Here is a 25,260-nt window from a genome sequence, read left to right as displayed (position 1 = left end):
CTTGCCTCTGCTTCCCGACTGGCTGCTGCCGGGTCGGCCGGATCCGCTCGGCGCCAGCTGGGACGGGCTCGGCGTCAACTTCGCCGTCTTCTCGGCCCATGCCACCCAGGTGGATCTCTGCCTCTTCGACGCGGCCGGAAGGCGGGAAGTGGCCCGCCTGCCGCTGCCCGAATGCACCGACGAGGTTTTTCATGGGTATCTGCCGGAGGCCAGGCCAGGGCTGATCTATGGGTTCCGGGTTCATGGCCCCTACCAGCCCGAGCACGGCCACCGCTTCAACCCGCACAAGCTGCTGCTCGACCCCTATGGCAAGCAGCTGCACGGGGCCCTGCGCTGGTCGGACGCGCTGTATGGCCATCGCCTCGGCACGCCGCGCGGCGATCTCAGCTTCGACCGCCGCGACAGCGCCGCCGCCATGCCGAAATCCGTGGTGGTGGACGACGCCTTCAATTGGGGCGACGACCGGCCGCCTTCGGTGCCCTGGGACCGCACGCTGATCTACGAGACGCATCTGCGCGGCCTGACCATCCAGCGCGACGACATCGCGCCTCGCGAGCGCGGCAGCTTCGCCGGCCTCGCCAGCCCGCCGATGATCGCCCATCTCCAGCGCCTGGGCGTCACCGCGGTCGAGCTGCTGCCGGTGCATGCCATCTGCCAGGACCGCTTCCTGGTGGAACGCAAGCTGCGCAACTACTGGGGCTATTCCACCCTCTCCTTCTTCGCGCCCGAGCCCGCCTATCTGTCGACCGGCGCGCTGGACGAGATCCGGGTGGCGATCCGCCGCCTGCATGCCGCCGGCATCGAGGTGATCCTCGACGTGGTCTACAACCACACCTGCGAGGGCGACGCGCTCGGTCCCACCCTCTCCTGGCGCGGCCTGGACAATGCCAGCTACTACCGCCTGGTGCCCGGCGAGGAACGCCGCAACATCGACGAGACCGGCTGCGGCAACACCGTCAACCTCTCGCACCCCCGGGTGTTGCAGATGGTGATGGACAGCCTGCGCTACTGGGCCACGGCCTTCCGGGTCGACGGCTTCCGCTTCGACCTCGCCTCCACCCTGGGGCGGGAGGGGCATGGCTTCGACCCCGGCTCCGGCTTCTTCGACGCCATCCGCCAGGACCCGGTGCTGTCGCGGCTGAAACTGATCGCCGAGCCCTGGGATATCGGCCCCGGCGGCTACCAGCTCGGCGCGCATCCGCCCGGCTTCTCCGAATGGAACGACCGCTACCGCGACGGCGTCCGCCGCTACTGGCGCGGCGATGCCGGCATGCGCCCGGACCTGGCGGCGCGGCTGACGGCCTCGGGCGACCTGTTCGACCGCCGCCGCCGCCGGCCCTGGGCCAGCGTCAATTTCCTGGCGGCCCATGACGGCTTCACCCTGCAGGACCTGGTCAGCTTCACCGAGCGCCACAACCAGGCCAATGGCGAGGGCAACCGCGACGGCCATGGCGAGAATTTCTCCGGCAACTGGGGTGTCGAGGGGCCGAGCACCGATCCCGCGATCCGTGAGACCCGGGCGCGGCTGAAGCGGGCCATGCTGCTGACCCTCTTCGCCAGCCACGGCACGCCGATGCTGCTGGGCGGCGACGAGTTCGGCCGCAGCCAGCGCGGCAACAACAACGCCTATTGCCAGGATAATTCGGTGTCCTGGCTGGACTGGACGGCGACGCCCGAGGGCGAGGCGCTGATCGCCTTCACCGCCCGCGCCGCGGAATTGCGCCGGCGCTTCGCCTCGCTGCGCAGCGCCGTCTTCCTGCATGGCTATACCGAGCCGCTGCCCGGCCTCCGCGACATCGGCTGGTTCGGCGCCGATGGCCAGCCGATGACGCCCGAGGCCTGGAACGACCCGGCCGGCCGCGTGCTGGTGCTGCGCCGCGCCGTCCCTGTGGGCGACACCCCGCGCCGGGGCGCCGCCGCCACCCCGGTGGAGGTGACGCTGCTGGTGCTGAATGCCGGCGACCAGCCCTGCGAGGTCACCCTGCCCGAGCCGGGCCTGCCCTGGATCTCCCTGCTCGACAGCGCCGCGCCGGAAGCCCCGGAAGCCGCTCTCGACCGTCCCACGATCATCGTCGCCGCCCGTGCCGCCCGGCTGCTCGCCGCCGGGCCGCCGCGGCAGGAGCAAGCCGCATGAGCGAGCACTACCAGTTCGGCGCCTGGCCCATCGCGGGGGGCCTCTGCCGCTTCCGCCTCTGGGCTCCCGGCCAGCCGGCGATCACCCTGCTGCGCCGCGACCAGCCGCCGCTGCCGATGCAGGCGCTGGAAGACGGCTGGTGGCAGGTCGAAGCTACCGCGCCGGCCGGCACCCGCTATCGCTTCGCCCTCGGCGACGGGCCGAATGTCCCCGACCCCGCCAGCCACGGCCAGGATGGCGATGTCGACGGCTGGAGCGTGGTGCAGGACCATGGCGCCTATCGCTGGAAGCATGCCGACTGGCGCACGCATCCCTGGCCGCAGACCGTGGTCTATGAGCTGCATGCCGGCGCCATGGGCGGCTTCCGCGGCGTCATCGCCGAGCTGCCGCGGCTGGCCTCGCTCGGCGTCAACACCATCGAGCTGATGCCGGTCAACGACTTCGCCGGCATCGCCAACTGGGGCTATGACGGCGTGCTGCCCTATGCGCCGGACGAGACCTATGGCTCGCCCGACGAGCTGAAGGCGCTGGTCGATGCCGCGCATGGCCAGGGCATCGCGGTGATGCTCGACGTGGTCTACAACCATTTTGGCCCGGCCGGGAATTACTGGCACGCCATCACGCCGGACTTCTTCCGCAGTGACATCTCCACCCCCTGGGGCGAGGCGATCGATTTCCGCCACGACGCGGTGCGTGATTTCTTCATCCAGAACGCCATCTTCTGGCTGCGCGAATACCGCTTCGACGGGCTGCGGCTCGATGCCGTCCACGCCATCGCCAGCGAGACCTTCCTGTCGGAACTGTCCGACCGCGTCCGTGCCGCGACCGAGGGCCGCCCGGTCTATCTGGTGCTGGAAAACGAGCGCAACGACGCCTCGCTCCTGGAGCAGAAGTTTGAGGCGCAGTGGAACGATGACGCGCATCACTGCCTGCATGTCCTGCTGACCGGCGAGGACGAGGCCTATTACGCCGATTATGCCGACGCCCCCGCCGAGCATCTGGCCCGCGCCCTGTCGGAAGGCTTCGTCTACCAGGGCGAGGAGTCGAAGAACCTTGGCCATGCGCGCGGGCAGAAGAGCGGCCACCTGCCGGCCTCTTCCTTCGTCAACGCGCTGCAGAACCATGACCAGGTTGGCAACCGCGCCTTCGGCGACCGCATTTTTACCCTGGCCCCGCCGGATGCCGTCCGCGCCGCACTGCTGGTGCTGCTGCTGACGCCGCCCGTGCCCATGCTGTTCATGGGCGACGAATACGCCGCCGAGCGCCCCTTTCTTTTCTTCACCGGCTTCGGGACCCCCGAATTGGCGACCGCGGTGCGGGAAGGTCGGAGAAAGGAATTCGCCCGCTTCTCCAGCTTCGCCGACCCCGAGCGCCGCGAGCGCATCCCCGACCCGAACGACCCGAAGACTTTCGCCGCCAGCAGCCCGCAGCCCGGCGACCGCGCCCATCCCGCCAATGTCGAGGCCGAGACTTTCTGCCGGTTCCTGCTGGAGACCCGCACGAAGAAGCTGGCCCGCCGGCTGGACGGCGCGCAGTCGCTCGGCGCCGCGGCGCTGGGTGACCGCGCCATCCGCGCGCAATGGCGCCTGGCCGATGGCGCGGTGCTGAGCGTCGCCGCGCAGTTCGGCGATGAATCGCTGCCCTGCCCGCAATTCCCCGGCGAGCCCATCGCTGCCTCTGGCCCTGGCGCCGGCGAGGCGGCCTTGGGCGGCGAATTGCCCCCCCGTTCCGCCATCGCCTGGCTGCAGGAACCCGCCGGATGAACAGCGACACCGCCTTGCGCCGCCTGGCGCGTGCCGTCGGGCTGATGCTGGACTGGCACGACGCCACCGGCCTCAGGCGGGAGACGACGCCGGAAACCCTGCGCCGCGTGCTGGGCGCGCTCGGCCTGCCGGTGGCCGACGACGCCCAGCTGCACGACAGCATGGCGCAATGGCGCATCGCCCACCGGGTGCAGCCGCCGCTGGTCACCGCCGATCCCGGCCTGCCGGTCTGCCTGCGCCTGCCCCCCGACCGCTACCGCCTGACCGCCGAGGACGGCACCAGCGCCGAGGGCCGCAGCCAGCCCGCCCCCGGCGGCGCCTCGCTGCTGGCGCCCGCCCTGCCCGGCTACTACCAGCTGGAGACCGCCGGCCATCGGGTCACCCTGGCCGTGGCGCCGGAGCACGGGCTGCGCCTGGCCGATGCCTGCCCGGGCGGCCGCGCCTGGGGGCTGGCGGTGCAGCTCTATTCGTTGCGCCGCACCGGCGATGGCGGCTTCGGCGACTATACCGCGCTGGCCGATTTCGCGGTGGGCGCCGCCGGCCAGGGCGCGGATGCCATCGCGCTGAGCCCGGTGCATGCGCAATTCACCGCGGTGCCGACCCGCTTCAGCCCCTACGCCCCCTCCAGCCGGCTGCGGCTCGATATCCGCCATGCCGATGCCGAGATGCTGCTGGGCGAGCTCACCCCCGCCTTCCCGCCCCAGCTCGCCGATGAATGGTCCCGGCTGGAGGCGCTGAACCTGATCGACTGGCCGGCCGCCACCGCCGCCCGCCTCGCCCGCCTGCGGCAAATCTTCGACGTCTTCCAGGCCCAGGCCCCGGCCAGCCTGCGCGACAGCTTTTCGGCGTTTCGCGCCGAAGGCGGCGCCGCGCTGGAACGCCATGCCCGCTTCGAGGCGCTGCAGGCGGTGCAGCTGGCGCACGACCCGCAGAAATTCCACTGGCGCGACTGGGGTGCTGCGCTGCGCGACCCGGAAAGCCCGGCCGTCGCCGACTTCGCCGCGGCCCATGCCGAGGAAGTTGACTGGCACGCCTTCCTGCAATGGCAGGCCGATCGCGGCCTGGCCGCCGCCCAGCGCGCCGCGCGCGAGGCCGGCGCCCGCATCGGCCTGGTCGCCGACCTGGCGATCGGCGTCGATGGCGGCGGCAGCGACGCCTGGTCGCGCCAGGACGAGTTCCTGCAGGGCGTCGAGGTCGGCGCGCCGCCCGATATCTTCAACCGCCGCGGCCAGGGCTGGGGCATCACCACCTATTCGCCGCACGGGCTGCGCGCCAACGGCTTCGCCGCCTTCCGGGAAATGCTCGGCACCGCCTTCCGCAATGCCGGCGGCGTGCGGCTGGACCATGTGCTGGGCCTGCGCCGGCTCTGGCTGGTGCCGGAGGGCGCGACGCCCGACCAGGGCTGCTACCTGCGCTTCCCGCTGCGCGACCTGCTGCGGCTGGTGGCCCTCGAATCCGCCCGCCACCAGGCGGTGGCCATCGGCGAGGACCTGGGCACCGTCCCCGACGGGCTGCGGCCGCAGCTGGAGCGCGCGGGCCTGGCCGGCATGCGCGTCATGTGGTTCGAGCAGACCGCGCAGGACTTCACGCCGCCGCAGCGCTGGACCCAGGGGGCCGTCGCCATGACCTCGACCCACGACCTGCCGACGGTGGCCGGCTGGTGGGAGGGGCGCGACCTGGCCTGGCGCGAGGAGCTGGGCTTCACCATCCCCGGCCTGGAGGAAACCCGCGCCGAGGAGCGGCCGAAGCTGTGGGACGCCTTCTGCAAGTCGGGCGTCGCCGAGGGCCCGGTGCCAGGCCCGCATGAGGCCGCCCGCGTCGCCGATGCCGCCGCCGCCCATATCGGCCGCGCCCGCTGCGAGCTCGCCCTGCTGCCTTTGGAAGATGCCGTCGCCGCCGTCGAGCAACCGAACCTGCCCGGCACCGTTGAGGAACATCCCAACTGGCGCCGACGCCTCGCCCCTCCGGTCGAGCGGATGTTCCAGGATCCCGCGATCGAACAGCGTCTGCGCGGCCTGGCGCGGGCGCGGAGAGCCCCTTGATGTCCCTGGCTGCACCCGCCGCCGCGACCCGCCCCCGCGCCACCTATCGCCTGCAGTTCCATGCAGGCTTCACCCTGGACGATGCGGTGCCGCTGGTGCCCTATCTGGCGCGGCTCGGGGTCAGCCATCTCTACGCCTCGCCGCTGCTGCCCGCCGCCCCCGGCTCCACCCATGGCTATGACAACACCGGCCATGACGCGGTGAACCCGGCGCTCGGCGGCGAGGACGCGCTGCGCCGGCTGGTGGCCGCGCTGCGCCAGCATGGCCTCGGGCTGCTGCTCGACATCGTGCCCAACCACATGGGTGTCGACGGGCCGCACAACCCCTATTGGCAGGACGTTTTTGCCAATGGCCGCGACAGCAAGTTCGCCGATTTCTTCGACATCGACTGGGACAGCCCGGACCCGGCGCTGTCGGGAAAGATCCTGGCGCCCTTCCTCGGCCGCCCCTATGGCGAGGCGCTGGCCGAGGGCGAGCTGACCCTGGTCGAGGAAGGCCCGACCGGCCTGTCCGTCGCCTATTTCGACAACCGCTTCCCCATCGCGCCCGGCGATGCCCATCGCATCCTGGGCGAGCGCGGCGGCCTCGAGGCGCATGACCCGAAGAGCCTGACCGGCACCGCCCGGCTGCACGGGCTGCTGGAGCACCAGCATTATCGCCTCGCCTGGTGGCGCACCGCCTCGGACGAGATCAACTGGCGCCGCTTCTTCGACGTCACCGGCCTCGCCGGCCTGCGTGCCGAGGACCCCAAGGTCTTCGACGCCACGCATCATTTTCTGCTGCGCCTCTATGCCGAGGGGCTGATCGACGGCCTGCGCATCGACCATGTCGACGGCCTGGCCGACCCCGCCGGCTATTGCCGCAAGCTGCGCCGGCGCATGGCCGCCGTCGCCCATCACCGCCCGGCCGGCGCCCCCGCCGGCGCGCCCTATGTCGTGGTGGAAAAGATCCTGGCCCCCGGCGAGGCCCTGCCCGCCCGCTGGCAGACCGATGGCACCACCGGCTACGACTTCATGGACCAGGTGGCCGCGCTGCTGCACGACCCGGCCGGCGCCGCGCCGCTCTCGGCGCTGTGGCGCGAGGTGACCGGCAGCGACCGCGACTTCCACGCCGAGGAGATCGCCGCCCGCAAGCAGATCCTGCGCGACAACCTGGCCGCCGAGCTCGATGCCGCCGCCCGTGCCCTGCACCGGCTGGCGCGCGGCCATATCCGGTCGCGCGACTTTTCCTTCAACGCCATCCGCCGGGTGCTGGCGGCGCTGCTGCTGCGGATGCCGGTCTATCGCGTCTATGTCCGGGCCGGCGAGGCCTCGGCCCAGGACCAGCGCATCCTGGCCGAGGCCGCCGGCGCCGCCCGCGCCACGCTGCACCCGACCGACCATGCGGTGATGTCGCACCTGCTGTTCTGGCTGGCCGAGGACCGCCCGCGTAACCACCCGCCCGGTGAGTCCCGCCAGGCCCTGTTGACCGCCCGTCAGCGCTTCCAGCAGCTGTCGTCGCCCACCGCCGCCAAGTCGGTCGAGGATACGTCTTTCTACCGCTACGGCCGGCTGCTGTCGCGCAACGAGGTCGGCTCCAACCCCGGCCTGTTCTCGCTGTCGCCGGACGGCTTCCACCAGCTTTCCGCCGCCCGGGGAAAAAGCTTCCCCGACGCGCTGCTGGCCACGGCGACGCATGACCACAAGCGCGGCGAAGACCTGCGCATGCGGCTGGCCGTGCTGTCGGAAATGCCCGACGACTGGGCGACCGCGCTGCGCGGCTTCCTCGCCGCCAGCCAGCCGCTGGTCCAGGCCCTGCCCGACGGCCCGGCGCCGGAGCCCGCCGATGCCGCCATGCTGTTCCAGATGATCCTGGCCAGCTGGCCGGTCGGGCTCGACATCGCCGACCGCGCCGGCGTCGAAGCCTGGGCCGACCGCCTGGCCGGCTGGCAGCAGAAGGCGATCCGCGAGGCCAAGCGCCGCTCCGGCTGGGCCATGCCCGACGAAGCCTATGAAGCCGCCGCCGGTGACTTCCTGCGCGGCGTGCTCGATGCCGGGAAAAGCCCGCAGCTGGCGAAAAGCCTGCAGGATTTCGCCGCCCGCCTTGCCGCCCCCGGCGCGCTGAAGAGCCTGGCGCAGACCGCGCTGCGCCTGACCGTCCCCGGCGCCCCCGACCTCTACCAGGGCACCGAGTTCTGGGATCTTTCGCTCGTGGACCCTGACAACCGGCGCCCCGTCGACTACGACGCCCGCCGCGCCGCGCTGGACTCGGGCCGCAGCCCGGAAGACCTGCTGGCCGGCTGGCGGGATGGCGCCATCAAGCAGCGCCTGGTCACCACGCTGCTCGCCGCCCGGACCGCGCATCCGGCGCTGTTCCGCGACGGCAGCCACGAGCCGCTGGCCGCCCCGGAAGGCAGCCTCGCCTTCCTGCGCCGCCATGCCGGCCAGGCGCTGCTGGTGGTCCTGCCGATCCGCGCTTTGCCCGGCGGCGAGAGCCAGCTGCCCACCGCCGCCGCCTGGGGCGCGGCCAGCCTGCCCCTGCCCGCCGATCTGGCGGCGACGCCCTGGCAGGACTTGGTCACCGGCCAGCCGGTCGCCCCTGGCGCGGCGCTGCGCCTGGCCGAGGGCCCCTGGCCGCTGCGGCTGCTGCTCGGCGGCGGGTGACCGCTGCCGGGATTCCCTTGCGAGTGCTTCTCAATTCGCCTAGGCATCGGGACAACGGCTGAAGATGAACGGCCGTTCATCCGAGGAAGACGATCCATGTTCCGACGCCCCCTCCTCGCCGCGCTGGGCGCGCTGGCGCTCGCGGCCCCCGCCAGCCTTCGGGCCCAGGGCGGCGGCGAGATCAACCTCTATTCCGCGCGCCACTACGACACCGACCGCGCGCTCTATGAGGAATTCACCAAGGAGACCGGCATCCGCGTGCGGGTGATCGAGGGCCAGGCCGACCAGCTGATCGAGCGCATCCGCAACGAAGGCGCCAACAGCCCGGCCGATGTCTTCCTGACCGTCGATGCCGCCCGCCTCGCCCGCGCCGCCCAGGCGAAGATCCTGGCGCCGCATGGCTCGGCCACCGTCGACGAGCGCGTCCCCGCCGGGCTGCGCGACCCCGACGGGCTGTGGTTCGCCGTCTCGCAGCGCGCACGGCTGATCATGTATGACCGCGAGAAGGGCGTGCCCGAGGGCCTGGCCCGCTACGAGGACCTGGCCGATCCGCGCTTCAAGGGCATGATCTGCGCCCGCAGCGGCGCGCATCCCTACAACACCAGCCTGGCCGCCGCCCTGCTCGCCGCCGATGGCGCCGGGCAGGCCGAGGCCTGGGCCCGCGGCGTCGTCGCCAATTTCGCGCGCCCCCCCCAGGGCGGCGACCGCGACCAGTTCCGCGCCATCCCGTCGGGCCAGTGCGGCCTGGCCATCGCCAACAGCTACTACCTCGGCCTGACCGGGCGCTCCGACAAGCCCGAGGACCAGGCGCTGTTCAAGCGGATCGGCGTGATCTTCCCGAACCAGGGCGCCGGCGACCGCGGCACGCATGTGAACATCTCCGGCGCCGGGCTGACGGCGAACGCGCCGAACAAGGCGAATGCCATCCGCTTCCTGGAATTCATGACCACCCACCGCGCCCAGGAAATGTTCGCCCTCGGCAACATGGAATTCCCGGTGGTGGCCGGCGCGCCGCTGCACCCGATCCTGGCCGCCATGGGGACCTTCCGCGCCGAGCCGATCAACGCGGCCGGCAACCTCGACCGCACCCCCGAAGCCCTGCAGATCCTCCAGCGCGCCGGCTGGAATTGATTTTCTCTCGGGCTGCCGCCTTCGCGTGGGGGCGCTGGTCCCGGCACTGAGGCGGTGGGACGAGCTGGGGGGGTGGGGCGCAGGCCCTGCCCCCTTCTTGATTCAGGCGCCGGGCACGCGGCGGACGAAGCCGGACTTCATCAGCCAGAGCAGCCCGCGCAGGGCCGCGGCCCGGCCTTCCTCGGGCAGCAGCGCCGCCACCGTCAGCGGGCCCTCCTGCCGCAGCCGGTGCAGCAGCGCCGCCAGCGCCGCCACCCCCAGCCCGCCGCCGGCGCGGTGCAGCCCGCCCGGCACCGCCGCCAGGCCGTCGATCGAGGCCACCGCGGCCGGATCCGCCTCGACCCGCATCGCCCCCGCCAGCGCCGCGCTGGGATAGGCGGCGAAGGCCTCGGTCGGGTCGGCGAAGCGCGGGTCCAGGGCGCGCGGGCCGGGGGTCGCCGCCTGCCGTCGCTCGGCCAGCGCCGACCACAGCGCCTGGTACTGCCCGATCACCACCTTCCAGTCGAAATGCTGCAAGGCCCGCGCCTGCCCCGCCGCGCCCATCTTGCGCCGCAGTTCCGGCTGGGTGGCCAGCTGGAAGAAAGCCTCGGCGCCCGCGGCGATGTCGAGCGCCACCAGCTGGGTCGAGGCACCGAGATAATGGTCGTAGTTCAGCGCCCCCGTCGCATGCCGCAGCGCCAGGTCGCCCGCGCTGCCGGGCGGCGCCATCAGGCTGGGGATGCGGAAGCCGTCCTCGCCATGGCGCACCGTGTCCTTGAAGCCGTCCCAGTCGCTGACGACGACCGGCAGGCCGGCGGCCATGGCCTCGACCGGGGCCAGCCCATAGGTCTCCTGGATATTGTCGACCAGCAGGGCGAAGACATCGGCCATGGCGTGCAGGCCCTGGCGGCTGTCGCCGGTCCGGGCGTCGAGGATGGACAGGCCGACCTCCGGCGCCAGGGCCTGGGCCATGCCGCGATGCGCCGGCTCCTGCTCGCCATGGGCGAACCAGCCGGCCAGCACGCAATGAAGCTTCGGCGCCCCGGGACGCCGCGCCGCCCGGCCCAGCGCGCCGAACAGCGCCACCGGATGCGCCTTCGCATGCCAGGACAGCCGGCTGAGGGAGAGCACCACCACCGTGTCCTCGGCGATGCCCAGCCGCGCGCGCCAGGCCGCCCGCGCGCCCTCCGGCGGGGCAAAGGCGGCGCAATCGATGCCGAGCGGGATCACCGGCAGCAGCGGCAGCGGGAAGCGCTGCGCGCCCAGCCGCTCGCGCAGCTGCGCCGCCTCGGCCTCCAGCAGGCTGCGAGCGGTGGCGGCGACGGCGCGGGAGGTGCAGATCAGCGCGTCCCAGGGCTCGGCCGGGCCCGCCAGCAGCCCGGCGATCGCCTCCATCGCGCCATGCGAGGCGGTGGTGTGCGTGACGCCCACGACGGAATAGGCGGTGCTGCCGGCGAAGCGCCGGGCGCGGGCGTAATGCGCGACCTCGGGCCCCGGCAGCATCAGCGTGCCGAGGGCCGCCAGCCGGTCCAGCCGGTGCGGCGCGATGGCCTCCAGCGCCATGGTCGCGCCGGCCTTGCGGGCCAGCTGCTCGAAGACCGGGGCGTCGCCGGCCGCCAGCAGATAGGCCGCCAGCCGGTCGACGCCGCCATGCCGGATCAGGCCGCGAAGGAAGCCATCGCCCGCCACATGGCGGCCCATGAGCCGGGTGCGGTCGGTCTGGAAGCCATCGGCGGCGAAGCCGATGGCGGCATTGGGAGGAGGAGCCATGCCGCCATCATGGCGCGGAACCGTTCCGGTTTGAATGCCCCCGCTTCGGCTTGGGCCTCAGCCGACCTGGCGCGTCACCGTGCGCATGGTGACGAATTCCTCGGCCGCGGTCGGGTGGATGCCGATGGTGCGGTCGAAGTCTTCCTTGGTGGCGCCGGCGACGATGGCCACCGCGATGCCCTGCATGATCTCGGCGGCGTCCTCGCCCAGCATATGGGCGCCCAGCACCCGCTGGGTGCGGCGGGAGACCACCAGCTTCATCATGGTCTTGCGCGGCGCCTTGCTGATGGTGTGGCGCATCGGGGTGAAGCGGGCGACATAGACGTCGATCGGGCCCTGCAGCGCCGCCGCCTCCTCCGACAGCCCGACCGTCGCCGCCGGGGGCGAGGTGAAGATCGCCGTCGGCACGTTCTGGAAGCTCGCCGTGCGCGGCCGGCCGCCGAACAGCGTGTCGGCCAGGGCATGGCCCACGGCGGTCGCCACCGGCGTCAGGTTCAGCTGGTCGGTGACGTCGCCGATGGCAAAGATATGCGGCTGGGTGGTGGCCTGCTCCAGCGTCACCGGGACGCAGCCGGAGGCGCCGGTCTTGATGCCCACCTGCTCCAGCCCGAGGCTGTCGGTGTGCGGGACGCGGCCGGTGGCGAACATCACCTGGTCGGTCTCCAGCACCGTGCCACCCTCGGTGGTCAGGCGCAGGCTGCCATCGGTGGCGCGCTCGAGGCGGGCGGGCATCTGGCCGGGATGCAGGCGGATGCCCTGGTTTTCCAGCGCCTCGGCCATCGCCGAGCGCAGGTCGCCATCCATGCCGCGCAGCGGCAGCGGCTGGCGGTAGAGCAGGTCGACCTCCGAGCCGAGACCGCGCAGCAGGGAAGCGAATTCGAGGGCGATATAGCCGCCGCCGATGACGACGATGCGCTTCGGGCGCTCGGTCAGGGTGAAGAGGTCGTCGGAGACCAGGCCGAGCTCGGCGCCGGGGATGTCGGGGCGCTGCGGGCGGCCGCCGACGGCGATGACGATGCGCTCGGCGGTGACGCGCTGGCCGCCGACGTCCAGCGTGTGCGCGTCGATGAAGGTGGCGCGGGCGTTGAAGCTGGTGACGTTGGCGTTGGTCAGCAGGCGGGAATAGATGGCGTTCAGCCGCGCCACCTCGGCGTCGCGGGCGGTGGCGAGCGTGGTCCAGTCATGGGTGCCGGGCTGGCCGTCAGTCCAGCCGAAGGCCGGGGCGTCATGGGCCCATTGGCCGTATTCGGCGGCGTGGACCATGATCTTCTTGGGCACGCAGCCGACATTGACGCAGGTGCCGCCCCAGAAGCGTTCTTCCGCCACCGCGACGCGGGCGCCGTGGCTGGCTGAGATGCGGGCGCAGCGCACGCCGCCGGAGCCGCCGCCGATGACGAAGAGGTCGAAGTCGTAGCTGCTCATCGGGCCGGATCCTGCCTTTGCTGGAAGGCAAGAAGGGATGCCGGGTGTTTTTCGTCAAGCCCGTGCAGGTCAGCCCTTATGAATGTGGGGGTCCGGGGGAACTCAGTTCCCCCGGCCTTCGCTTACTGTCTCAGCCGCCGATGCCGCCGAGCGCCAGGTACTTGGTCTCGAGATACTCATCGATCCCGTGCGTGGACCCTTCGCGGCCAAGGCCGGACTGCTTGAAGCCGCCGAAGGGCGCCTCGGCGGTCGAGATGATGCCTTCGTTGATGCCGACGATGCCGTATTCCAGGGCTTCGGCGACGCGGAAGATGCGGCCGACGTCGCGGGCGTAGAAATACGCCGCCAGGCCGAACTCGGTGTCGTTGGCCAGCTTGATCGCCTCCGCCTCGGTCTTGAAGCGGAACAGCGGGGCGACGGGCCCGAAGGTCTCCTCGCGGAAGATCAGCGCGTCATGCGGCACGTTGGCCAGCACGGTCGGCTGGAAGAAGTTGCCGCCCTTGGCGTCCGGCTTGCCGCCGGTCACCACGTTGGCGCCCTTCGACAGGGCGTCGGCGATATGCTCCTGCACCTTCTTCACCGCGTCGGCATTGATCAGCGGCCCCTGGGTGACGCCCTCCTCCATGCCGTTGCCGACCTTCAGCCCTTCGACCGCGGCCTTCAGCTTGGCGGCGAAGGCCTCGTAGACGCCTTCCTGCACCAGCAGGCGGTTGGCGCAGACGCAGGTCTGTCCGGTGTTGCGGTACTTCGACGCCATGGCGCCCTTGACCGCCTCGTCCAGGTCGGCGTCGTCGAAGACGATGAAGGGGGCGTTGCCGCCGAGCTCCATCGAGGTCTTCTTGATGGTCTGGGCGCATTGCTCGAGCAGCACGCGGCCGACCTCGGTGGAGCCGGTGAAGGACAGCTTGCGCACCAGCGGGTTGCCGGTGAGCTCGCGGCCGGTGCCGGAGGACGGGCCGGTGATGACGTTGCAGACGCCCTTCGGCATGCCGGCGCGCTCGGCGAGGACCGCGATGGCCAGCGCCGAGAACGGCGTCTGGCTGGCCGGGCGGATCACGCCGGTGCAGCCGGCGGCCCAGCCCGGACCGGCCTTGCGGGTGATCATGGCCGAGGGGAAGTTCCAGGGCGTGATGGCGGCGAAGACGCCCACCGGCTCCTTGGTCACCAGGATGCGGCGGCCCTTGGCGTTCTGCGGGATGGTCTCGCCGTTGACGCGGCGGGCCTCCTCGGCGAACCACTCGATGAAGCTGGCGGAATAGGCGACCTCGCCCTTGGCCTCGGCATAGGGCTTGCCCTGCTCGGCCGTCATGATGGCCGCCAGGTCCTCGGTATTGGCCAGCATCAGCGCGGCCAGCTTCTTCAGGATGGCGGCGCGCTCGCCGGCCAGCATGGCGCGCCAGGCGGGCCAAGCGGCGTGGGCGGCCTCGATGGCGCGGCGGGTCTCGGCCTGGCCCATGGCCGGGATGGTGCCGACCAGCTCGCCGGTGGCGGGGTTCTTCACCTCCAGCACCTTGCCGCTGTCGGCCTTGACCCATTGGCCATCGATGTAATTGGCCTGCCGCAGCAGGTCGGGGTCCTTCAGGACCAGCTTGGTGACGGCGTCGAGCATGGCGATCTTCTCCCGATCAAGGCGGGTGCCTGTGCCGGCGCCCGTCTGGTGCAGGGAAGGTAGGCAGGCGCGCGCCCGCTGTCAGCCCGGCGTCATGCCGAATAAGCCGGCCGCCACGCAACATTCTACCGATCCGCGGCGTTCATCCGGCACGGCGCAAGCTGAACCAAAACCCGAGGGAGTTCGATCCATGGGCCTGATCCTTCTGATCATCATCATCCTGCTGCTGGTCGGCGCCCTGCCGCGCTGGGGCTATAGCAGCGGCTGGGGCTACGGCCCCTCCGGCGGTCTCGGCCTGATCCTGCTGATCCTGCTGGTGCTGCTGCTGATGGGACGCATCTGACCGCAGCGCGATACCGCTGACCTGAAAAGGGCCCCGGGGAGCGATTCCCCGGGGCCCTTTTTCGTGCCGCGCAAGGGGTGGCGCCGTCAGACCTCGACGGAGGCCAGCGAGCCCATGGTGGCGGAGCTGCCGGTGGCATAGGCGGCGACCGCGGCGTAGAGCGAGTCGGTCATCTGCTGGCGGCGCGCGGCATAGCTGTCGGCGGCGTCGCTGCCGGTCTGCTCCAGGCTGCCCTGGGCGCCGGTGGCGGTCTCGTTGGTGGCGGCGGCATCGGCCCCGGTGGCCTGGGCCTGGGCCTCGGCCGGGGGCGCGCCGCCCGGCGGCGGCGGCGGGCGGTTGCCGAAGGGGCCCGACAGCGCATCGGCGCCGCCCGGGGCAGCGCCGCTGGCGTCGCGGTCGCTCAGCCGCCAGTCACCAAGCTGTGACATCAGGCGGGCGGTGGCATCGCCCTCGTCCTCGGCTTCGGTCACCGCCTCGCGGCTGACGCCCTCGGCGCTGCTGGTCAGGCTGGTGCTGGCGCCGGTGGAGACCTCGCCGGTGTCGCCGGCCAGCAGCGCCGCCAGCAGGTCGTCGCCCAGCGCCGAGGTGCGCAGGCCCAGCACCTGGGTCTGGTTGGTGGCGTCGGCCGCCTGGCCCTGGTCGCTGTCCTGGTTGGCGCGACTGTTGCGCGGCGCCAGCTGCAACGCGGCGAGGCGGTCCAGCTGGCTGCTGGAAATTCCGGAAATGGTGCTCGACATGGCCTGGTCCTCCTCCGGGACGCGAAGACGGCGCTCCCATGACGGAACGCCCAGCCTCGCGGCGGGGTTTACAGGCCTGGGAGGGCGGTTTTTGCCCCCAGGCGCGAACCGGCACAGGATGCCGGAAGACGGCTGTCTTCGCCGCCAAGGTCGAGTCGCAAGCCCCTGGGGGCCGCGGCTGTCGTCAGCCTAGACCAGTCAGGCGCCCGGCGCCACCGCTTCCGCCGGGCGGCCCGGCAGGCCGTGCACGGCGAGGTCCAGCGCCTCCAGCCAGGCGCCGGATTGCAGGGCGCGGGCGATGCGGCGGGCGGTGGCCAGGCGCGGCGCCGAGGTCTCCATGACGATGGCGCCCCAGACCACGACGGCCAGGCCCAGCAGCGGCACCAGGTGCAGATAGACCAGCACCAGCAGGATGCCGCCATGCAGCGGCGCCAGCCAGACGCTGCCCATCACGGTCAGCGCGACGCTGACCAGGGCGGCGGCGAGGCCGAGGTCGAGGCGGGCCAGCCGGCGGCATTGCGCGACCTCGCGCCGCAGCTTCGGCAGCGCCATGCGCAGCGGGTCCTCCACCATCGGCGCGCCGCCGCGGCTGGCGAGGTAGCGCCGGGCCATGAATTCGGTGCGCGACAGGCGCGTCCAGGGCGATGGGGCGGGCATGGCGGGGGCAGTCTCCGCGGGGGGCCAGGGCGATGGTGCAGTGCAGCATAGCCAGGCCCGGCGGCGGCTGCCAAGCATTGTCAGCCCGGCGGGTCGCCCTCGGATCCGCCCTCCCCGGCCGCCAGCACCGCCGCCAGCAGGCCGGGGAAGCGGGCATCGAGCTCGATGCGGCGCAGCGTGTTCATGTGGGTGACGCCGAAGGTGGTGGTGCGCACCAGCCCGGCATCGCGCAGCACGCGGAAATGGTGGGAGACGGTGGATTTCGGCCGGCCGCCATCGAGGGCGCCGCAGCTGGCCTCGCCCTCCGCCGCCAGCTGGCGGACGATGCCCAGGCGCACGCCGTCGCTCAGCGCATGCAGCACTTTCTCAAGCCGGAACTCGGAAGCTTCCGGGTGCTTCATCGCCGCCATGGGCGCCACGCTCCTCTGGCATCGGCCCGCAGGGGCTTGCCATTAGTTCGAATTTGATGGAACTAAGGCGCCAACCGCGGCGCTGGTCGCCGCCGCTCCCCCTTCCCGAGGATACCTATGCCCCATCTCTTCGAGCCCTATACCCTGAAGGGCGTCACCCTGCGCAACCGCATCGTGGTCTCGCCGATGTGCCAGTACTCCGCCGATGAAGGCCTGCCGAACGACTGGCACCTGGCGCATTACACGGCGCTCGCCCGCGGCGGCGCCGGGCTGGTGGTGGTCGAGGCCACCGGCGTCTCGCCCGAGGGCCGCATCACCCCGGGCTGCACCGGGCTGTGGAACGATGCGCAGAAGGACGCCTTCCTGCCCGTCGTCGCCGGCATCAAGGCGGCGGGCGCCGTGCCCGGCATCCAGATCGGCCATGCCGGGCGCAAGGCCAGCGCCAACCGCCCCTGGGAAGGCGACGACCATATCGCCGAGGGCGATGCGCGCGGCTGGCCGACGATTTCCGCCTCGGCGGTGGCCTTCGGCGGCGGGCTGTCGAAGACGCCGGCGGAAATGACGCTGGACGACATCGCCCGGGTCCAGGCCGATTTCGTCGCCGCCGCCGAGCGGGCGCGCGACGCCGGCTTCGAATGGCTGATGCTGCACCTGGCGCATGGCTACCTGGCCCAGAACTTTTTTTCCAAACACTCGAACCAGCGCACCGACCAGTATGGCGGCTCGGCCGAGAATCGCGGCCGCTTCCTGGTCGAGACGGTGCGGGCGGTGCGGAAGGTCTGGCCGGCGCATCTGCCGCTGTCGGCCCGCTTCAGCGTCATCGAGTTCGACGGCGCCGACGAGGAGACGCAGCAGGAGGCCGCAGCCCTGGTCCGCGCCATGAAGGCCGAAGGGCTGGACTTCCTCGATGTCTCGGTCGGCTTCAACACGCCGACGGCGAAGATCCCCTGGGGCCCCGGCTTCATGGGCGAGACCGCCGGCCGCATGCGGCGCGAGACCGGGCTGCCCACCGCCACCAGCTGGTATGTCGGCACGCCGGAAATGGCGGAATCGATGCTGGAGAAGGGCCAGGTCGACCTGGTGATGATGGGCCGGCCGCTGCTGGAGAACCCGCACTGGCCGTTCTTCGCCGCCAAGCAGCTGGGCGTCGAGAAGCCGTCCTGGACCCTGCCGGCGCCCTATGCGCATTGGCTGGAGCGCTATCGCGCGGCCTGAGGCCCGCGAAACGCCGCGGCGGGGCGCCGCCCCGCCGCCACCGAAAGAATCACTCGACCGTCACGGCCTTGGCGAGGTTGCGCGGCTGGTCGACATCGGTGCCCTTCAGCACCGCCACGTGATAGGCCAGCAGCTGCACCGGGATGGCGTAGAGGATCGGCGCCACGAAGGGGTCGACGCTGGGCAGCACCACCACGCGCTCGGCGAAGCGGCGCAGGGCGGGGGCGCCTTCCGCATCGGTGAAGGCCATGATGCGGCCGCCGCGCGCCGCGGCCTCCTGCAGGTTCGACGCCGTCTTCTCGAAGAGCGGCCCCGAGGGGCAGAGGGCCACGACCGGCACCGAGGCGTCGATCAGCGCGATGGGGCCGTGCTTCATCTCGCCGGCGGCATAACCCTCGGCATGGATGTAGCTGAGCTCCTTCAGCTTCAGCGCGCCTTCCAGCGCGATCGGGTAGAGCGAGCCGCGGCCCAGGAACAGGACGTCGCGGGCGGCGGCGACCTCGCGGGCGATTTCCATCATCTCGCCGGCGCCATGCTCCAGCAGCTCGGCGGCATGGGCGGGGACTTCCAGCAGCGCCGCCGTCAGCCGGGCCTCCTCGGCTGCCGAGAGCGTGCCGCGGGCGCGGCCGAAGCCCAGCGCCAGGCTGGCCAGCACGGCGAGCTGCGCGGTGAAGGCCTTGGTCGAGGCCACGCCGATCTCGGGCCCGGCGACCGTCAGCAGGGTGCCGTCGCTCTCCCGGTCCATCGTGCTTTCCGGCACGTTGACCACCGAGAGAATGTGCTGGCCACGCGACTTCAGCAGGCGCAGCGCGGCCAGGGTGTCGGCGGTCTCGCCGGACTGGCTGACCAGCAGGGCGGCGCCACCCACCGGCAGCGGCGGGTCGCGGTAGCGCAGCTCGCTGGCGACATCGGTGTCGACCGGCAGGCGGGCCACCTGCTCGAACCAGTAGCGGGCGACCTGGGTGGCGATGAAGGCCGAGCCGCAGGCGCTGAAGGAAATCTTCGGCACGGTGACGGGATCGAAGGGCAGCGCCGGCAGGGCGACGGCGCGGCTGGCCGGGTCGATATACTGGCGCAGCGTGTCGCCGAGCACGACGGGGTGCTCGTGCAGCTCCTTCTCCATGAAGTGCCGGTAGTTGCCCTTGCCGACGGCGGCCCCCGACAGCGAGGTCAGCCTGACGGCGCGCTCGACCGGCCGGTCCTCGGCGTCGAAGAATGTGGCGGAGTTCTCGTCGAGGACGGCCCAGTCGCCCTCCTCCATATAGGCGATGCGGCGGGTCATGGGCGCCAGGGCCAGGGCGTCGGAGCCGATGAACATCTCGCCGTCGCCGAAGCCGACGGCCAGCGGGCTGCCCTGGCGCGCCGCGATCAGCTTGCGCGGATGGCCGGCGAAGACCATCGCCAGCCCGAAGGCGCCATGGATCTTCTTCAGGGTTTTCGACACCGCCTGCTCCGGCGTGTCGCCCTGCGACAGCAGAAAGTCGAGCAGCTTGGCGACGGCCTCGGTGTCGGTCTCGGTCTCGAACTCGATGCCCTCGGCCTCGAGCTCGGCGCGCAGCTCGGCGAAATTCTCGATGATGCCGTTATGCACCACCGAGACGCGGGCGGTGCCGTGCGGATGCGCGTTGCGCTCGGTCGGCGCGCCATGGGTGGCCCAGCGGGTATGGCCGATGCCGGTGGTGCCCTCCAGCGGCTGGGCGTCGAGCACCGTCGCCAGGTTGATCAGCTTGCCCTCGGCGCGGCGGCGCTCGACATGGCCGTTGACCAGGGTGGCGATGCCCGCGCTGTCATAGCCGCGGTATTCCAGGCGCCGCAGCGCCTCGAGCAGGCGGGGGGCTGCCGCTTCGCGCCCGACGACGCCGACGATGCCGCACATCAGTTCTTCTCCTTGCGCCGCGCGGCCCGGAAGGCGGCGGCGGCTCCGGGTTTCTCGGCAGGCCGGGCGCGGGCGAAGGCCATCGCGTCGGCGGCCACATCGCGGGTCAGCACCGAGCCCGCCGCCGTCATCGACCCGTCGCCCAGCGCGATCGGCGCCACCAGCGTGGTGTGCGAGCCGACGAAGACCCCGGCGCCGATCTCGGTGCGGTGCTTGGCGAAGCCGTCATAGTTGCAGGTGATGGTGCCAGCGCCGATATTGCTGCCGGCGCCGATGCTGGCATCGCCGATATAGCTGAGGTGGTTGGCCTTGGCGCCTTCGGCGACCTGGGCGTTCTTCAGCTCGACGAAATTGCCGATATGGGCGCGGGGGCCGACATCGGTGCCGGGGCGCAGCCGGGCATAGGGGCCGACCAGGGCCCCTTCCCGCACGACGCAGCCTTCCAGATGCGAGAAGGCGCGAATCTCGACGCCATCTTCCACGGTGACGCCGGGGCCGAAGACAACATTCGGCTGCACGGTGACGTCGCGGCCCAGCGTCGTGTCGTAGGAGAAGACGACGCTGTCCGGCTGGATCAGGGTCGCGCCCTGCTCCATGGCCTGGCGGCGCAGGCGGGCCTGGATCTCGGCCTCGGCGGCGGCGAGCTCGACGCGGCTGTTGATGCCGCGCAGTTCCGCCTCGGGGGCCTCGACGGCGGTGACGCGGTCGCCATCGGCGACGGCCAGCGGCACGACATCCGGCAGATAATATTCGCCGGCGCGGTTGTCGTTGCGCACCTGCCGCAGCCAGCCAAACAGCTTCTCGGCAGGCGCGCAGAGAACGCCGGCATTGCAGAGGCCGACGGCACGCTCTTCCTCATTCGCCTCGGCGAATTCGACGATGCGGGTGACGTCGCCGGCGGCGTTCTGCAGGACACGGCCGTAGCGCGCGGGATCGGCCGGGCGCATCGCCAGCAGGGCCAGGCCCGCATTGTCGCGGGCGGCCCGCAGGCGCTTCAGCGTGTCGGGGGTGATCAGCGGGTTGTCGGCATAGAGGACGGCGACATCGCCATCGAAACCGGCCAGCAGGGGAAAAGCCTGCAGGGCGGCATGGCCGGTGCCCAGGCGCTCGGCCTGGACCACGGTCGCATGCGGGTGGGCGGCGGCTTCCAGCGCCGGCATGTCGGGGCCGACCACCACCACCACCCGGTCGAAGACGCCCTCGCAGGCGGCGATCAGGTGGTTCAGCATCGGCCGACCCGCCAGAGGATGCAGCGCCTTGGGCAGGCGGCTTTTCATGCGGGTGCCGAGACCGGCGGCGAGGAGGATGGCTGCAGCGGACATGCAGGGCATCTGCCGGGTAAAGCGCAGCCAGGGCAAGAGGATGCGGCCTCACATCGCATTGCCGCACGAAACATGGCACAAGCTGGGGCCATGCAACGCCCCCTGCAACGCACCGTGATCTTCGACCTGGACGGCACGCTGGTGGACAGCCGGCCGGACATCCACGCCGCGCTCTCCCGCATGATGGCGGCGCGCGGCCAGCCGCCCTTCACGCTGGACGAAGTGACCCGCTTCATCGGCGACGGCGTGCCCGTGCTGATCCAGCGCGCCTTCGCCGCCCGCGGCCTGGCGCCGGACCCGACCGCCATGCCGGCCTTCCTGGCCGATTACGAGGCCAATGCGGCGGTCCACACCCGGCTCTTCCCCGGGATGGAAGCCGTGCTGGACACCCTCGCCGCCGAGGGCTGGACCATGGCCGTTTGCACCAACAAGCCGGAAAAGGCGGCGCGGCTGCTGCTGGCGGCGCTCGGCATCGACAGCCGTTTTTCTGCCCTTGGCGGCGGCGACAGCTTCCCGGTGCGCAAGCCGGACCCCGCGCATGTGCTGGCGACGCTGAAGGCGGCCGGTGGCACGCCCGAGGCCGCGGTCATGGTCGGCGACCACCACAACGACATCATCGGCGGCCGAGGCGCGGGCCTGCCGGCGATCTTCTGCGCCTATGGCTACGGGCTGCCGGAGATGGCGGAGGGGGCGCCGGTGGCCGCCTCTCCGTCCGAGCTGCCGGCGCTGATCCGGGCTGCTTTAGCTTAACGCAGCTGGGCCTGCTGCTGGGCGGGCTTGACCTCGACCAGCAGCGCCGTCAGCCGGCCGAGCCAGCGGCCGGGCATCTCCACCCGCACCGGGATGATCGGGCCGCCAGCCAGGGGGGCGGCCATCCAGGCCAGGCCCTCCTGCGGCTCGCGGGCATCGGGGCCGTCGTCGCGCTTGAAGCCGGCCAGCTGGCGCGCCTCGAAGCCGCAGCGCACCGCCTCGCCGCCCCAGGAGCCGCTTTGCGGGGTCAGCCGGTCGCGGCCGAGCGTGCGGGCGGCCATGTCGGCCCGACGCCGGCCATCGAAAATGGCGGCGCGACCTTCGCAGCGGCCGGTGGTGGCGAGGTTTCGCGTCAGCTGGGCCAGCGCGGTCAGGGAATCCACCGTGCCGCGCTGCAGCGCCTCAGGCACCGGCTCGCGGTCGGGGTCCTCGGCGGGGATCATCACCCGGGCGACCGGCTGGTTGTCACGATATTCCAGCACCGTCTGCCGCGGCTCGCCGCGCCACAGACCGTCGCCGACATAGCGCACCGGGCGGGCCGCATTGTCGACCCAGACGCCATCCACCCGGTTGGCCTGCCGGCCGCCGGCAAACCAGCCGGCGAGGCCGGTGAAGCGGAAGCTGCTCTCGATGCGGTAGCGGCTCGGGCTGTCGAGGTCGAAGATCGCTTCCACCCGCATCACCTGCACGCCGGCGGCCTGGACGGAATAGACCGCCCGCATGGGCTCCGCCCGCGCCAGGGCGGGGACGGCGAGCAGCGACAGCAGCAGGGCAGCGGGGCGCCATCTCATGGGCAAGGACATGGGCCTGCGAAGGCCTTGTTAGAAGGGGGGAATATTCAACACGACCGCTTGACGGCCCCCTGCCCGCCCCTTAGTAAGCGCCTCACCCACGATGGGCGCGTAGCTCAGCGGTAGAGCATCGCCTTCACACGGCGGGGGTCACAGGTTCAATCCCTGTCGCGCCCACCATCGGGGTCCTTGATATCCTCGGCTTTCGGGCTGGACATCAAGCATTCGCGGCCCAACGGGAACCGCGTCGCATCAAGAACAATCCAGGCGGTTCGACACGGGGCTGGCACAGCTCCCTGGGCAGCCGCGGCCGCAGCCCGGCTGAACGCCGGCCGCGCTAGTTCAGCCTGATCTTCTCGATGCCGGCGAAGCGCAGGGTCTCCACGCCAATGGTGATCGTGCCGCTGAAGCTGGCCGGATTGCCCTCGGCATCGGTGAAGGTCACCTCCGGCGCCTCCGCGGAACCGCCCAGCTGCATCTGCAGGCCGGTATCGCCCTGCAGGGACAGCGACAGCTGCAGCTGCAGCAGGCTCACATTGCCCAGCTGCAGCGTGTCGCTGCCGGCCTCGCCGTAGAAAGTGTCGTTGCCGTCGCCCGGCGCCCAGATGAAGCTGTCGTCGCCATCGCCGCCATGGGCGCGGTCCGCCGTCCCGTCGCCGCTGCCGCCATCGAGCACGTCGTCGCCCTCCATGCCGTGGAGGATGTCCTGGCCGGCGCCGCCGTCCAGGACGTCCTTGCCCTCGCCGCCGATAAGCACGTCGTCGCCGGTCTCGCCGAGGAGCACGTCATTGCCGGCCTCGCCCCAGAGCATGTCGTTGCCGGCGCCGCCATGGACGGTGTCGTTGCCGCCCCTCGCGAAGATGCCGTCGCTCATGTTGCTGCCGACCATGGTGTCGTCGCCGGCGCTGCCCCCGCGCTCGGAGTCGTAGCCCCCGGTGTGGAAACCCCCGGTGACCTTTTCGAGATCGTCCTGGGCGAGCGGCTTGGGCGGCATGGCAGGGATCCGGGAGAGGGTTGGCGGCCAGAGGATAGGGCCAGAGGATAGGGGCCGGCCCGGGAGTCTGGCCAGACTGTCGGCGGGGGGGCGGGCCCCTATCGCGCCGATAGACGGCATGGATGGCGCAGGGCCGGATCGCCGCCCTCCCCCACCTCAGCCCTCCTTCTCGATCACCCCGAGCTCGGCCTGGCTGTCGCGGTCCAGGTTGGCGGTCAGGAAATCCAGCGTCATCGGCAGGGCCATGTTCAGGCGCGGCAGGTGCATGAGCTCGATGGCGCCTGCGCGCAGCCGGCCCGAAAGCAGGTGGCCGCCGCGCTGGCGCGCGCTGTCGAGGAAATGCAGGTGGCAGCCGGGGACGGCCACGCTGTGCAGGAAGGCGGGGGTCCAGAAGCCGCAGAGGGTGCCCTCGACCTCGGGGAAGTCGAAGGTGGCCTGCTGCTTCGCCACCTCGACGAGCGGCGTGTAGGCCTCCTGGCGGGGGACGCTGCGGACGCGCAGGCCCTCGAAGACGCCCTGGATGCGGATGGCGTAGAGCATGTTGGGGGACGGGATCAGCGCGGCCACCGCCTGCTCGATGCCGGTGCCGGGCGGGACTTCGTCGCTGGTGTCGGCGCGGAAGCGGGCGACGCAGGCGAAGGGGGTGCGGGCGGTGCCATCGACCTCACGGGCCTGGCCGTGGTTGTCGACCTGCCAGGCGCGGCCGTCGAGGATCACCATCTCGCCGTCCAGGTCCTCGAAGGTGCCGAGGCCGAGGTCGCCCTCCCTGAGGATCTCTTCCACGGTCGCCGTGCCCTCGTAGAGCCCGTCGAGCAGGGCATTAATTGGGGCGGAGAGATAGGCAGCGCGCATCTTGTTCTGGTTCCTGGCCGTTGCCGCGGATTGTGGACCAGAAAAAAGATGGGGGCCCGGGGGAATTCCTTCCCCCGGCCTTTCTTTCTTTTTTAGCGGCGATGCCCGCGGAGCTCCGAGACTTCCAGAGCCCCGTCATTGTTCTTGTCCGCCGCCCGGAACAAAGCGAGGGCGATGGGCCGGACCTCGTCCATGGTCACCCGCCCGTCCCGATCGGCGTCGGCGGCGCGGAAGATGGCGTCGAGGCGTGTCTCCATGGCCTGGCGGGCGCGTTCCGGCGGGGCGCCGCGGTCACCACGATGGGCCTGCCACTGGCTCTGCAGGAAGGCGGTCAGCTCATCCTTGGTCAGGCCGCCATCCTTGTTGGCGTCGGCCTCGGCGAAGCGGGCGGAGAGGGCGTTGAGGGCTTCGGCCTCGGTGACGCGGCCGTCGCGGTCGGTGTCGGCCATGGCGAGGAAGCGGGCGGGGCCGCGGGGGCCGCGCTCGACCTGGACCTGCGTCTGGGAATTCGGCGCGGGCGCTGGGGCCTGAGCGAAGGCCGGCAGGCTGGTTGCGACGATGGTGGCGCTGAGCACGCCGAGGGTGAGGAAACGGTTCATGGCGGGAGCTCCTCCTGAAGCGATGCGGCGGGGGTGCCGCCTGGAGGAGAAGCTGGGGAGCCGATGTAACGGCGGCATTGCCGCCCCGGCCGGACCGGGTGAGGAAATGTGACGGGTCGCGACAGAGCGACCCGTCGGTCGCGAATCAGCGGGCCGGGCGGCGCTCGCTGCGGGCCGGCGTCGCCGCGGCGCGGGGGGTCGGCTTGGCCGGGGCGGCGGCGA

Annotated in this window: 20 protein-coding genes and 1 tRNA gene; 9 read left to right on the top strand and 12 right to left on the bottom strand. The window is 71.8% G+C overall.

Translation table 11 applies throughout. From position 1 onward, the window contains the following. Position 1 precedes the first annotated feature (1 nt). The 5 genes from glgX (at position 2) to GVN67_RS11635 (ending at position 9,712) form a co-directional block, all read left to right on the top strand. Positions 2-2,134, top strand: coding sequence for a glycogen debranching protein GlgX (gene glgX, locus GVN67_RS11655; RefSeq protein ID WP_200845231.1), 2,133 nt, complete (start codon positions 2-4; stop codon positions 2,132-2,134). After that, positions 2,131-3,897, top strand: coding sequence for a malto-oligosyltrehalose trehalohydrolase (gene treZ / locus GVN67_RS11650; protein WP_159996020.1), 1,767 nt, complete (start codon positions 2,131-2,133; stop codon positions 3,895-3,897). Before glgX ends, treZ begins: the two co-directional genes overlap by 4 nt. Continuing rightward, complete coding sequence (malQ, locus tag GVN67_RS11645; RefSeq protein ID WP_159996018.1) at positions 3,894-5,939, top strand: 4-alpha-glucanotransferase; 2,046 nt, start codon at positions 3,894-3,896, stop codon at positions 5,937-5,939. Before treZ ends, malQ begins: the two co-directional genes overlap by 4 nt. Further along, positions 5,939-8,581 carry a malto-oligosyltrehalose synthase gene (gene treY / locus GVN67_RS11640; RefSeq protein WP_159996015.1) on the top strand — a complete coding sequence of 881 codons (2,643 nt, stop codon included), beginning with the start codon at positions 5,939-5,941 and terminating at the stop codon, positions 8,579-8,581. The genes malQ and treY overlap by 1 nt, the downstream gene beginning before the upstream one ends. A gap of 96 nt (positions 8,582-8,677) precedes the next feature. Beyond that, positions 8,678-9,712, top strand: a complete 1,035-nt coding sequence (locus GVN67_RS11635; RefSeq protein ID WP_159996013.1) for an extracellular solute-binding protein — start codon at positions 8,678-8,680, stop codon at positions 9,710-9,712. Between the two features lie 102 nt (positions 9,713-9,814). Here GVN67_RS11635 and GVN67_RS11630 read toward each other — a convergent pair whose 3' ends face one another. The 3 genes from GVN67_RS11630 to GVN67_RS11620 all read right to left on the bottom strand — a co-directional run bounded on the left by GVN67_RS11630 (position 9,815) and on the right by GVN67_RS11620 (position 14,492). Beyond that, a complete protein-coding gene (locus tag GVN67_RS11630; RefSeq protein WP_159996011.1) occupies positions 9,815-11,461 on the bottom strand; it encodes a glycosyltransferase family 4 protein in 1,647 nt (548 codons plus the stop codon). Between the two features lie 57 nt (positions 11,462-11,518). Beyond that, positions 11,519-12,883: a glutathione-disulfide reductase gene (gene gorA / locus GVN67_RS11625; protein ID WP_159996009.1), complete on the bottom strand. Its 1,365-nt coding sequence runs from the start codon at positions 12,881-12,883 to the stop codon at positions 11,519-11,521. Between the two features lie 130 nt (positions 12,884-13,013). Further along, complete coding sequence (locus GVN67_RS11620; RefSeq protein ID WP_159996007.1) at positions 13,014-14,492, bottom strand: NAD-dependent succinate-semialdehyde dehydrogenase; 1,479 nt, start codon at positions 14,490-14,492, stop codon at positions 13,014-13,016. A gap of 190 nt (positions 14,493-14,682) precedes the next feature. On the opposite strand from GVN67_RS11620, the gene GVN67_RS11615 reads away from it, so the two are divergent. Then, a complete protein-coding gene (locus GVN67_RS11615; protein WP_159996005.1) occupies positions 14,683-14,835 on the top strand; it encodes a DUF3309 family protein in 153 nt (50 codons plus the stop codon). 86 nt (positions 14,836-14,921) lie between these two features. On the opposite strand, the gene GVN67_RS11610 is transcribed toward GVN67_RS11615, so the two are convergent. The 3 genes from GVN67_RS11610 to GVN67_RS11600 all read right to left on the bottom strand — a co-directional run bounded on the left by GVN67_RS11610 (position 14,922) and on the right by GVN67_RS11600 (position 16,639). After that, positions 14,922-15,572 (bottom strand): hypothetical protein, encoded by a 651-nt coding sequence (locus GVN67_RS11610; protein WP_159996003.1) that lies wholly within the window; start codon positions 15,570-15,572, stop codon positions 14,922-14,924. Between the two features lie 198 nt (positions 15,573-15,770). Further along, entirely contained in the window at positions 15,771-16,229 is a 459-nt protein-coding gene (locus GVN67_RS11605; protein ID WP_159996001.1) for a hypothetical protein, read from the bottom strand. Positions 16,230-16,309: 80 nt separating this feature from the next. After that, a complete protein-coding gene (locus GVN67_RS11600; protein WP_159995999.1) occupies positions 16,310-16,639 on the bottom strand; it encodes a helix-turn-helix transcriptional regulator in 330 nt (109 codons plus the stop codon). 117 nt (positions 16,640-16,756) lie between these two features. Here GVN67_RS11600 and GVN67_RS11595 point away from each other — a divergent pair, with 117 nt between their 5' ends. After that, on the top strand, positions 16,757-17,854 hold the full coding sequence (locus GVN67_RS11595) for an NADH:flavin oxidoreductase/NADH oxidase (RefSeq protein ID WP_159995997.1): 1,098 nt from the start codon (positions 16,757-16,759) through the stop codon (positions 17,852-17,854). Positions 17,855-17,903: 49 nt separating this feature from the next. Here the strand turns inward: GVN67_RS11595 and glmS are convergent, their stop codons facing one another. Beyond that, the gene (glmS, locus tag GVN67_RS11590; RefSeq protein ID WP_159995995.1) at positions 17,904-19,730 is read right to left on the bottom strand and encodes a glutamine--fructose-6-phosphate transaminase (isomerizing); all 1,827 of its coding nucleotides are present in this window, start codon (positions 19,728-19,730) and stop codon (positions 17,904-17,906) included. Next, the gene (glmU, locus tag GVN67_RS11585; RefSeq protein ID WP_159995993.1) at positions 19,730-21,052 is read right to left on the bottom strand and encodes a bifunctional UDP-N-acetylglucosamine diphosphorylase/glucosamine-1-phosphate N-acetyltransferase GlmU; all 1,323 of its coding nucleotides are present in this window, start codon (positions 21,050-21,052) and stop codon (positions 19,730-19,732) included. Before glmU ends, glmS begins: the two co-directional genes overlap by 1 nt. 90 nt (positions 21,053-21,142) lie before the next feature. On the opposite strand from glmU, the gene gph reads away from it, so the two are divergent. Beyond that, entirely contained in the window at positions 21,143-21,802 is a 660-nt protein-coding gene (gene gph / locus GVN67_RS11580) for a phosphoglycolate phosphatase (protein WP_235035252.1), read from the top strand. Here gph and GVN67_RS11575 read toward each other — a convergent pair. Then, positions 21,799-22,593, bottom strand: a complete 795-nt coding sequence (locus tag GVN67_RS11575; RefSeq protein WP_159995989.1) for a DUF3108 domain-containing protein — start codon at positions 22,591-22,593, stop codon at positions 21,799-21,801. The genes gph and GVN67_RS11575 overlap by 4 nt on opposite strands. Before the next feature lie 105 nt (positions 22,594-22,698). Here GVN67_RS11575 and GVN67_RS11570 point away from each other — a divergent pair. Continuing rightward, positions 22,699-22,773 (top strand) — tRNA-Val (locus GVN67_RS11570). Positions 22,774-22,930: 157 nt separating this feature from the next. Here GVN67_RS11570 and GVN67_RS11565 read toward each other — a convergent pair. The 3 genes from GVN67_RS11565 to GVN67_RS11555 all read right to left on the bottom strand — a co-directional run bounded on the left by GVN67_RS11565 (position 22,931) and on the right by GVN67_RS11555 (position 25,038). After that, positions 22,931-23,587: a calcium-binding protein gene (locus GVN67_RS11565; RefSeq protein ID WP_159995987.1), complete on the bottom strand. Its 657-nt coding sequence runs from the start codon at positions 23,585-23,587 to the stop codon at positions 22,931-22,933. Positions 23,588-23,743: 156 nt separating this feature from the next. Further along, positions 23,744-24,439 (bottom strand): acetolactate decarboxylase, encoded by a 696-nt coding sequence (gene budA, locus GVN67_RS11560; RefSeq protein ID WP_159995985.1) that lies wholly within the window; start codon positions 24,437-24,439, stop codon positions 23,744-23,746. Between the two features lie 92 nt (positions 24,440-24,531). Further along, on the bottom strand, positions 24,532-25,038 hold the full coding sequence (locus GVN67_RS11555; RefSeq protein ID WP_159995983.1) for an EF-hand domain-containing protein: 507 nt from the start codon (positions 25,036-25,038) through the stop codon (positions 24,532-24,534). Positions 25,039-25,260: the final 222 nt, after the last annotated feature.

It is taken from the genome of Roseomonas sp. 18066, from assembly GCF_902706185.1.
Lineage (GTDB): Bacteria > Pseudomonadota > Alphaproteobacteria > Acetobacterales > Acetobacteraceae > Pseudoroseomonas.
Note: the sequence above shows the minus strand (reverse complement) of the source record. Positions and strands in the feature narration are given on the sequence as shown.

Coding starts and splice junctions, on each gene's coding strand:
- GVN67_RS11565 (WP_159995987.1), bottom strand. CDS start 23,587: ATGCCGCCCAAGCCGCTCGCCCAGGACGATCTCGAAAAGGTCACCGGG.
- GVN67_RS11615 (WP_159996005.1), top strand. CDS start 14,683: ATGGGCCTGATCCTTCTGATCATCATCATCCTGCTGCTGGTCGGCGCC.
- GVN67_RS11635 (WP_159996013.1), top strand. CDS start 8,678: ATGTTCCGACGCCCCCTCCTCGCCGCGCTGGGCGCGCTGGCGCTCGCG.
- treZ (WP_159996020.1), top strand. CDS start 2,131: ATGAGCGAGCACTACCAGTTCGGCGCCTGGCCCATCGCGGGGGGCCTC.
- GVN67_RS11575 (WP_159995989.1), bottom strand. CDS start 22,593: ATGAGATGGCGCCCCGCTGCCCTGCTGCTGTCGCTGCTCGCCGTCCCC.
- glmS (WP_159995995.1), bottom strand. CDS start 19,730: ATGTGCGGCATCGTCGGCGTCGTCGGGCGCGAAGCGGCAGCCCCCCGC.
- GVN67_RS11555 (WP_159995983.1), bottom strand. CDS start 25,038: ATGAACCGTTTCCTCACCCTCGGCGTGCTCAGCGCCACCATCGTCGCA.
- gph (WP_235035252.1), top strand. CDS start 21,143: ATGCAACGCCCCCTGCAACGCACCGTGATCTTCGACCTGGACGGCACG.
- GVN67_RS11600 (WP_159995999.1), bottom strand. CDS start 16,639: ATGGCGGCGATGAAGCACCCGGAAGCTTCCGAGTTCCGGCTTGAGAAA.
- GVN67_RS11620 (WP_159996007.1), bottom strand. CDS start 14,492: ATGCTCGACGCCGTCACCAAGCTGGTCCTGAAGGACCCCGACCTGCTG.
- malQ (WP_159996018.1), top strand. CDS start 3,894: ATGAACAGCGACACCGCCTTGCGCCGCCTGGCGCGTGCCGTCGGGCTG.
- GVN67_RS11610 (WP_159996003.1), bottom strand. CDS start 15,572: ATGTCGAGCACCATTTCCGGAATTTCCAGCAGCCAGCTGGACCGCCTC.
- glmU (WP_159995993.1), bottom strand. CDS start 21,052: ATGTCCGCTGCAGCCATCCTCCTCGCCGCCGGTCTCGGCACCCGCATG.
- gorA (WP_159996009.1), bottom strand. CDS start 12,883: ATGAGCAGCTACGACTTCGACCTCTTCGTCATCGGCGGCGGCTCCGGC.
- GVN67_RS11630 (WP_159996011.1), bottom strand. CDS start 11,461: ATGGCTCCTCCTCCCAATGCCGCCATCGGCTTCGCCGCCGATGGCTTC.
- GVN67_RS11595 (WP_159995997.1), top strand. CDS start 16,757: ATGCCCCATCTCTTCGAGCCCTATACCCTGAAGGGCGTCACCCTGCGC.
- treY (WP_159996015.1), top strand. CDS start 5,939: ATGTCCCTGGCTGCACCCGCCGCCGCGACCCGCCCCCGCGCCACCTAT.
- GVN67_RS11605 (WP_159996001.1), bottom strand. CDS start 16,229: ATGCCCGCCCCATCGCCCTGGACGCGCCTGTCGCGCACCGAATTCATG.
- budA (WP_159995985.1), bottom strand. CDS start 24,439: ATGCGCGCTGCCTATCTCTCCGCCCCAATTAATGCCCTGCTCGACGGG.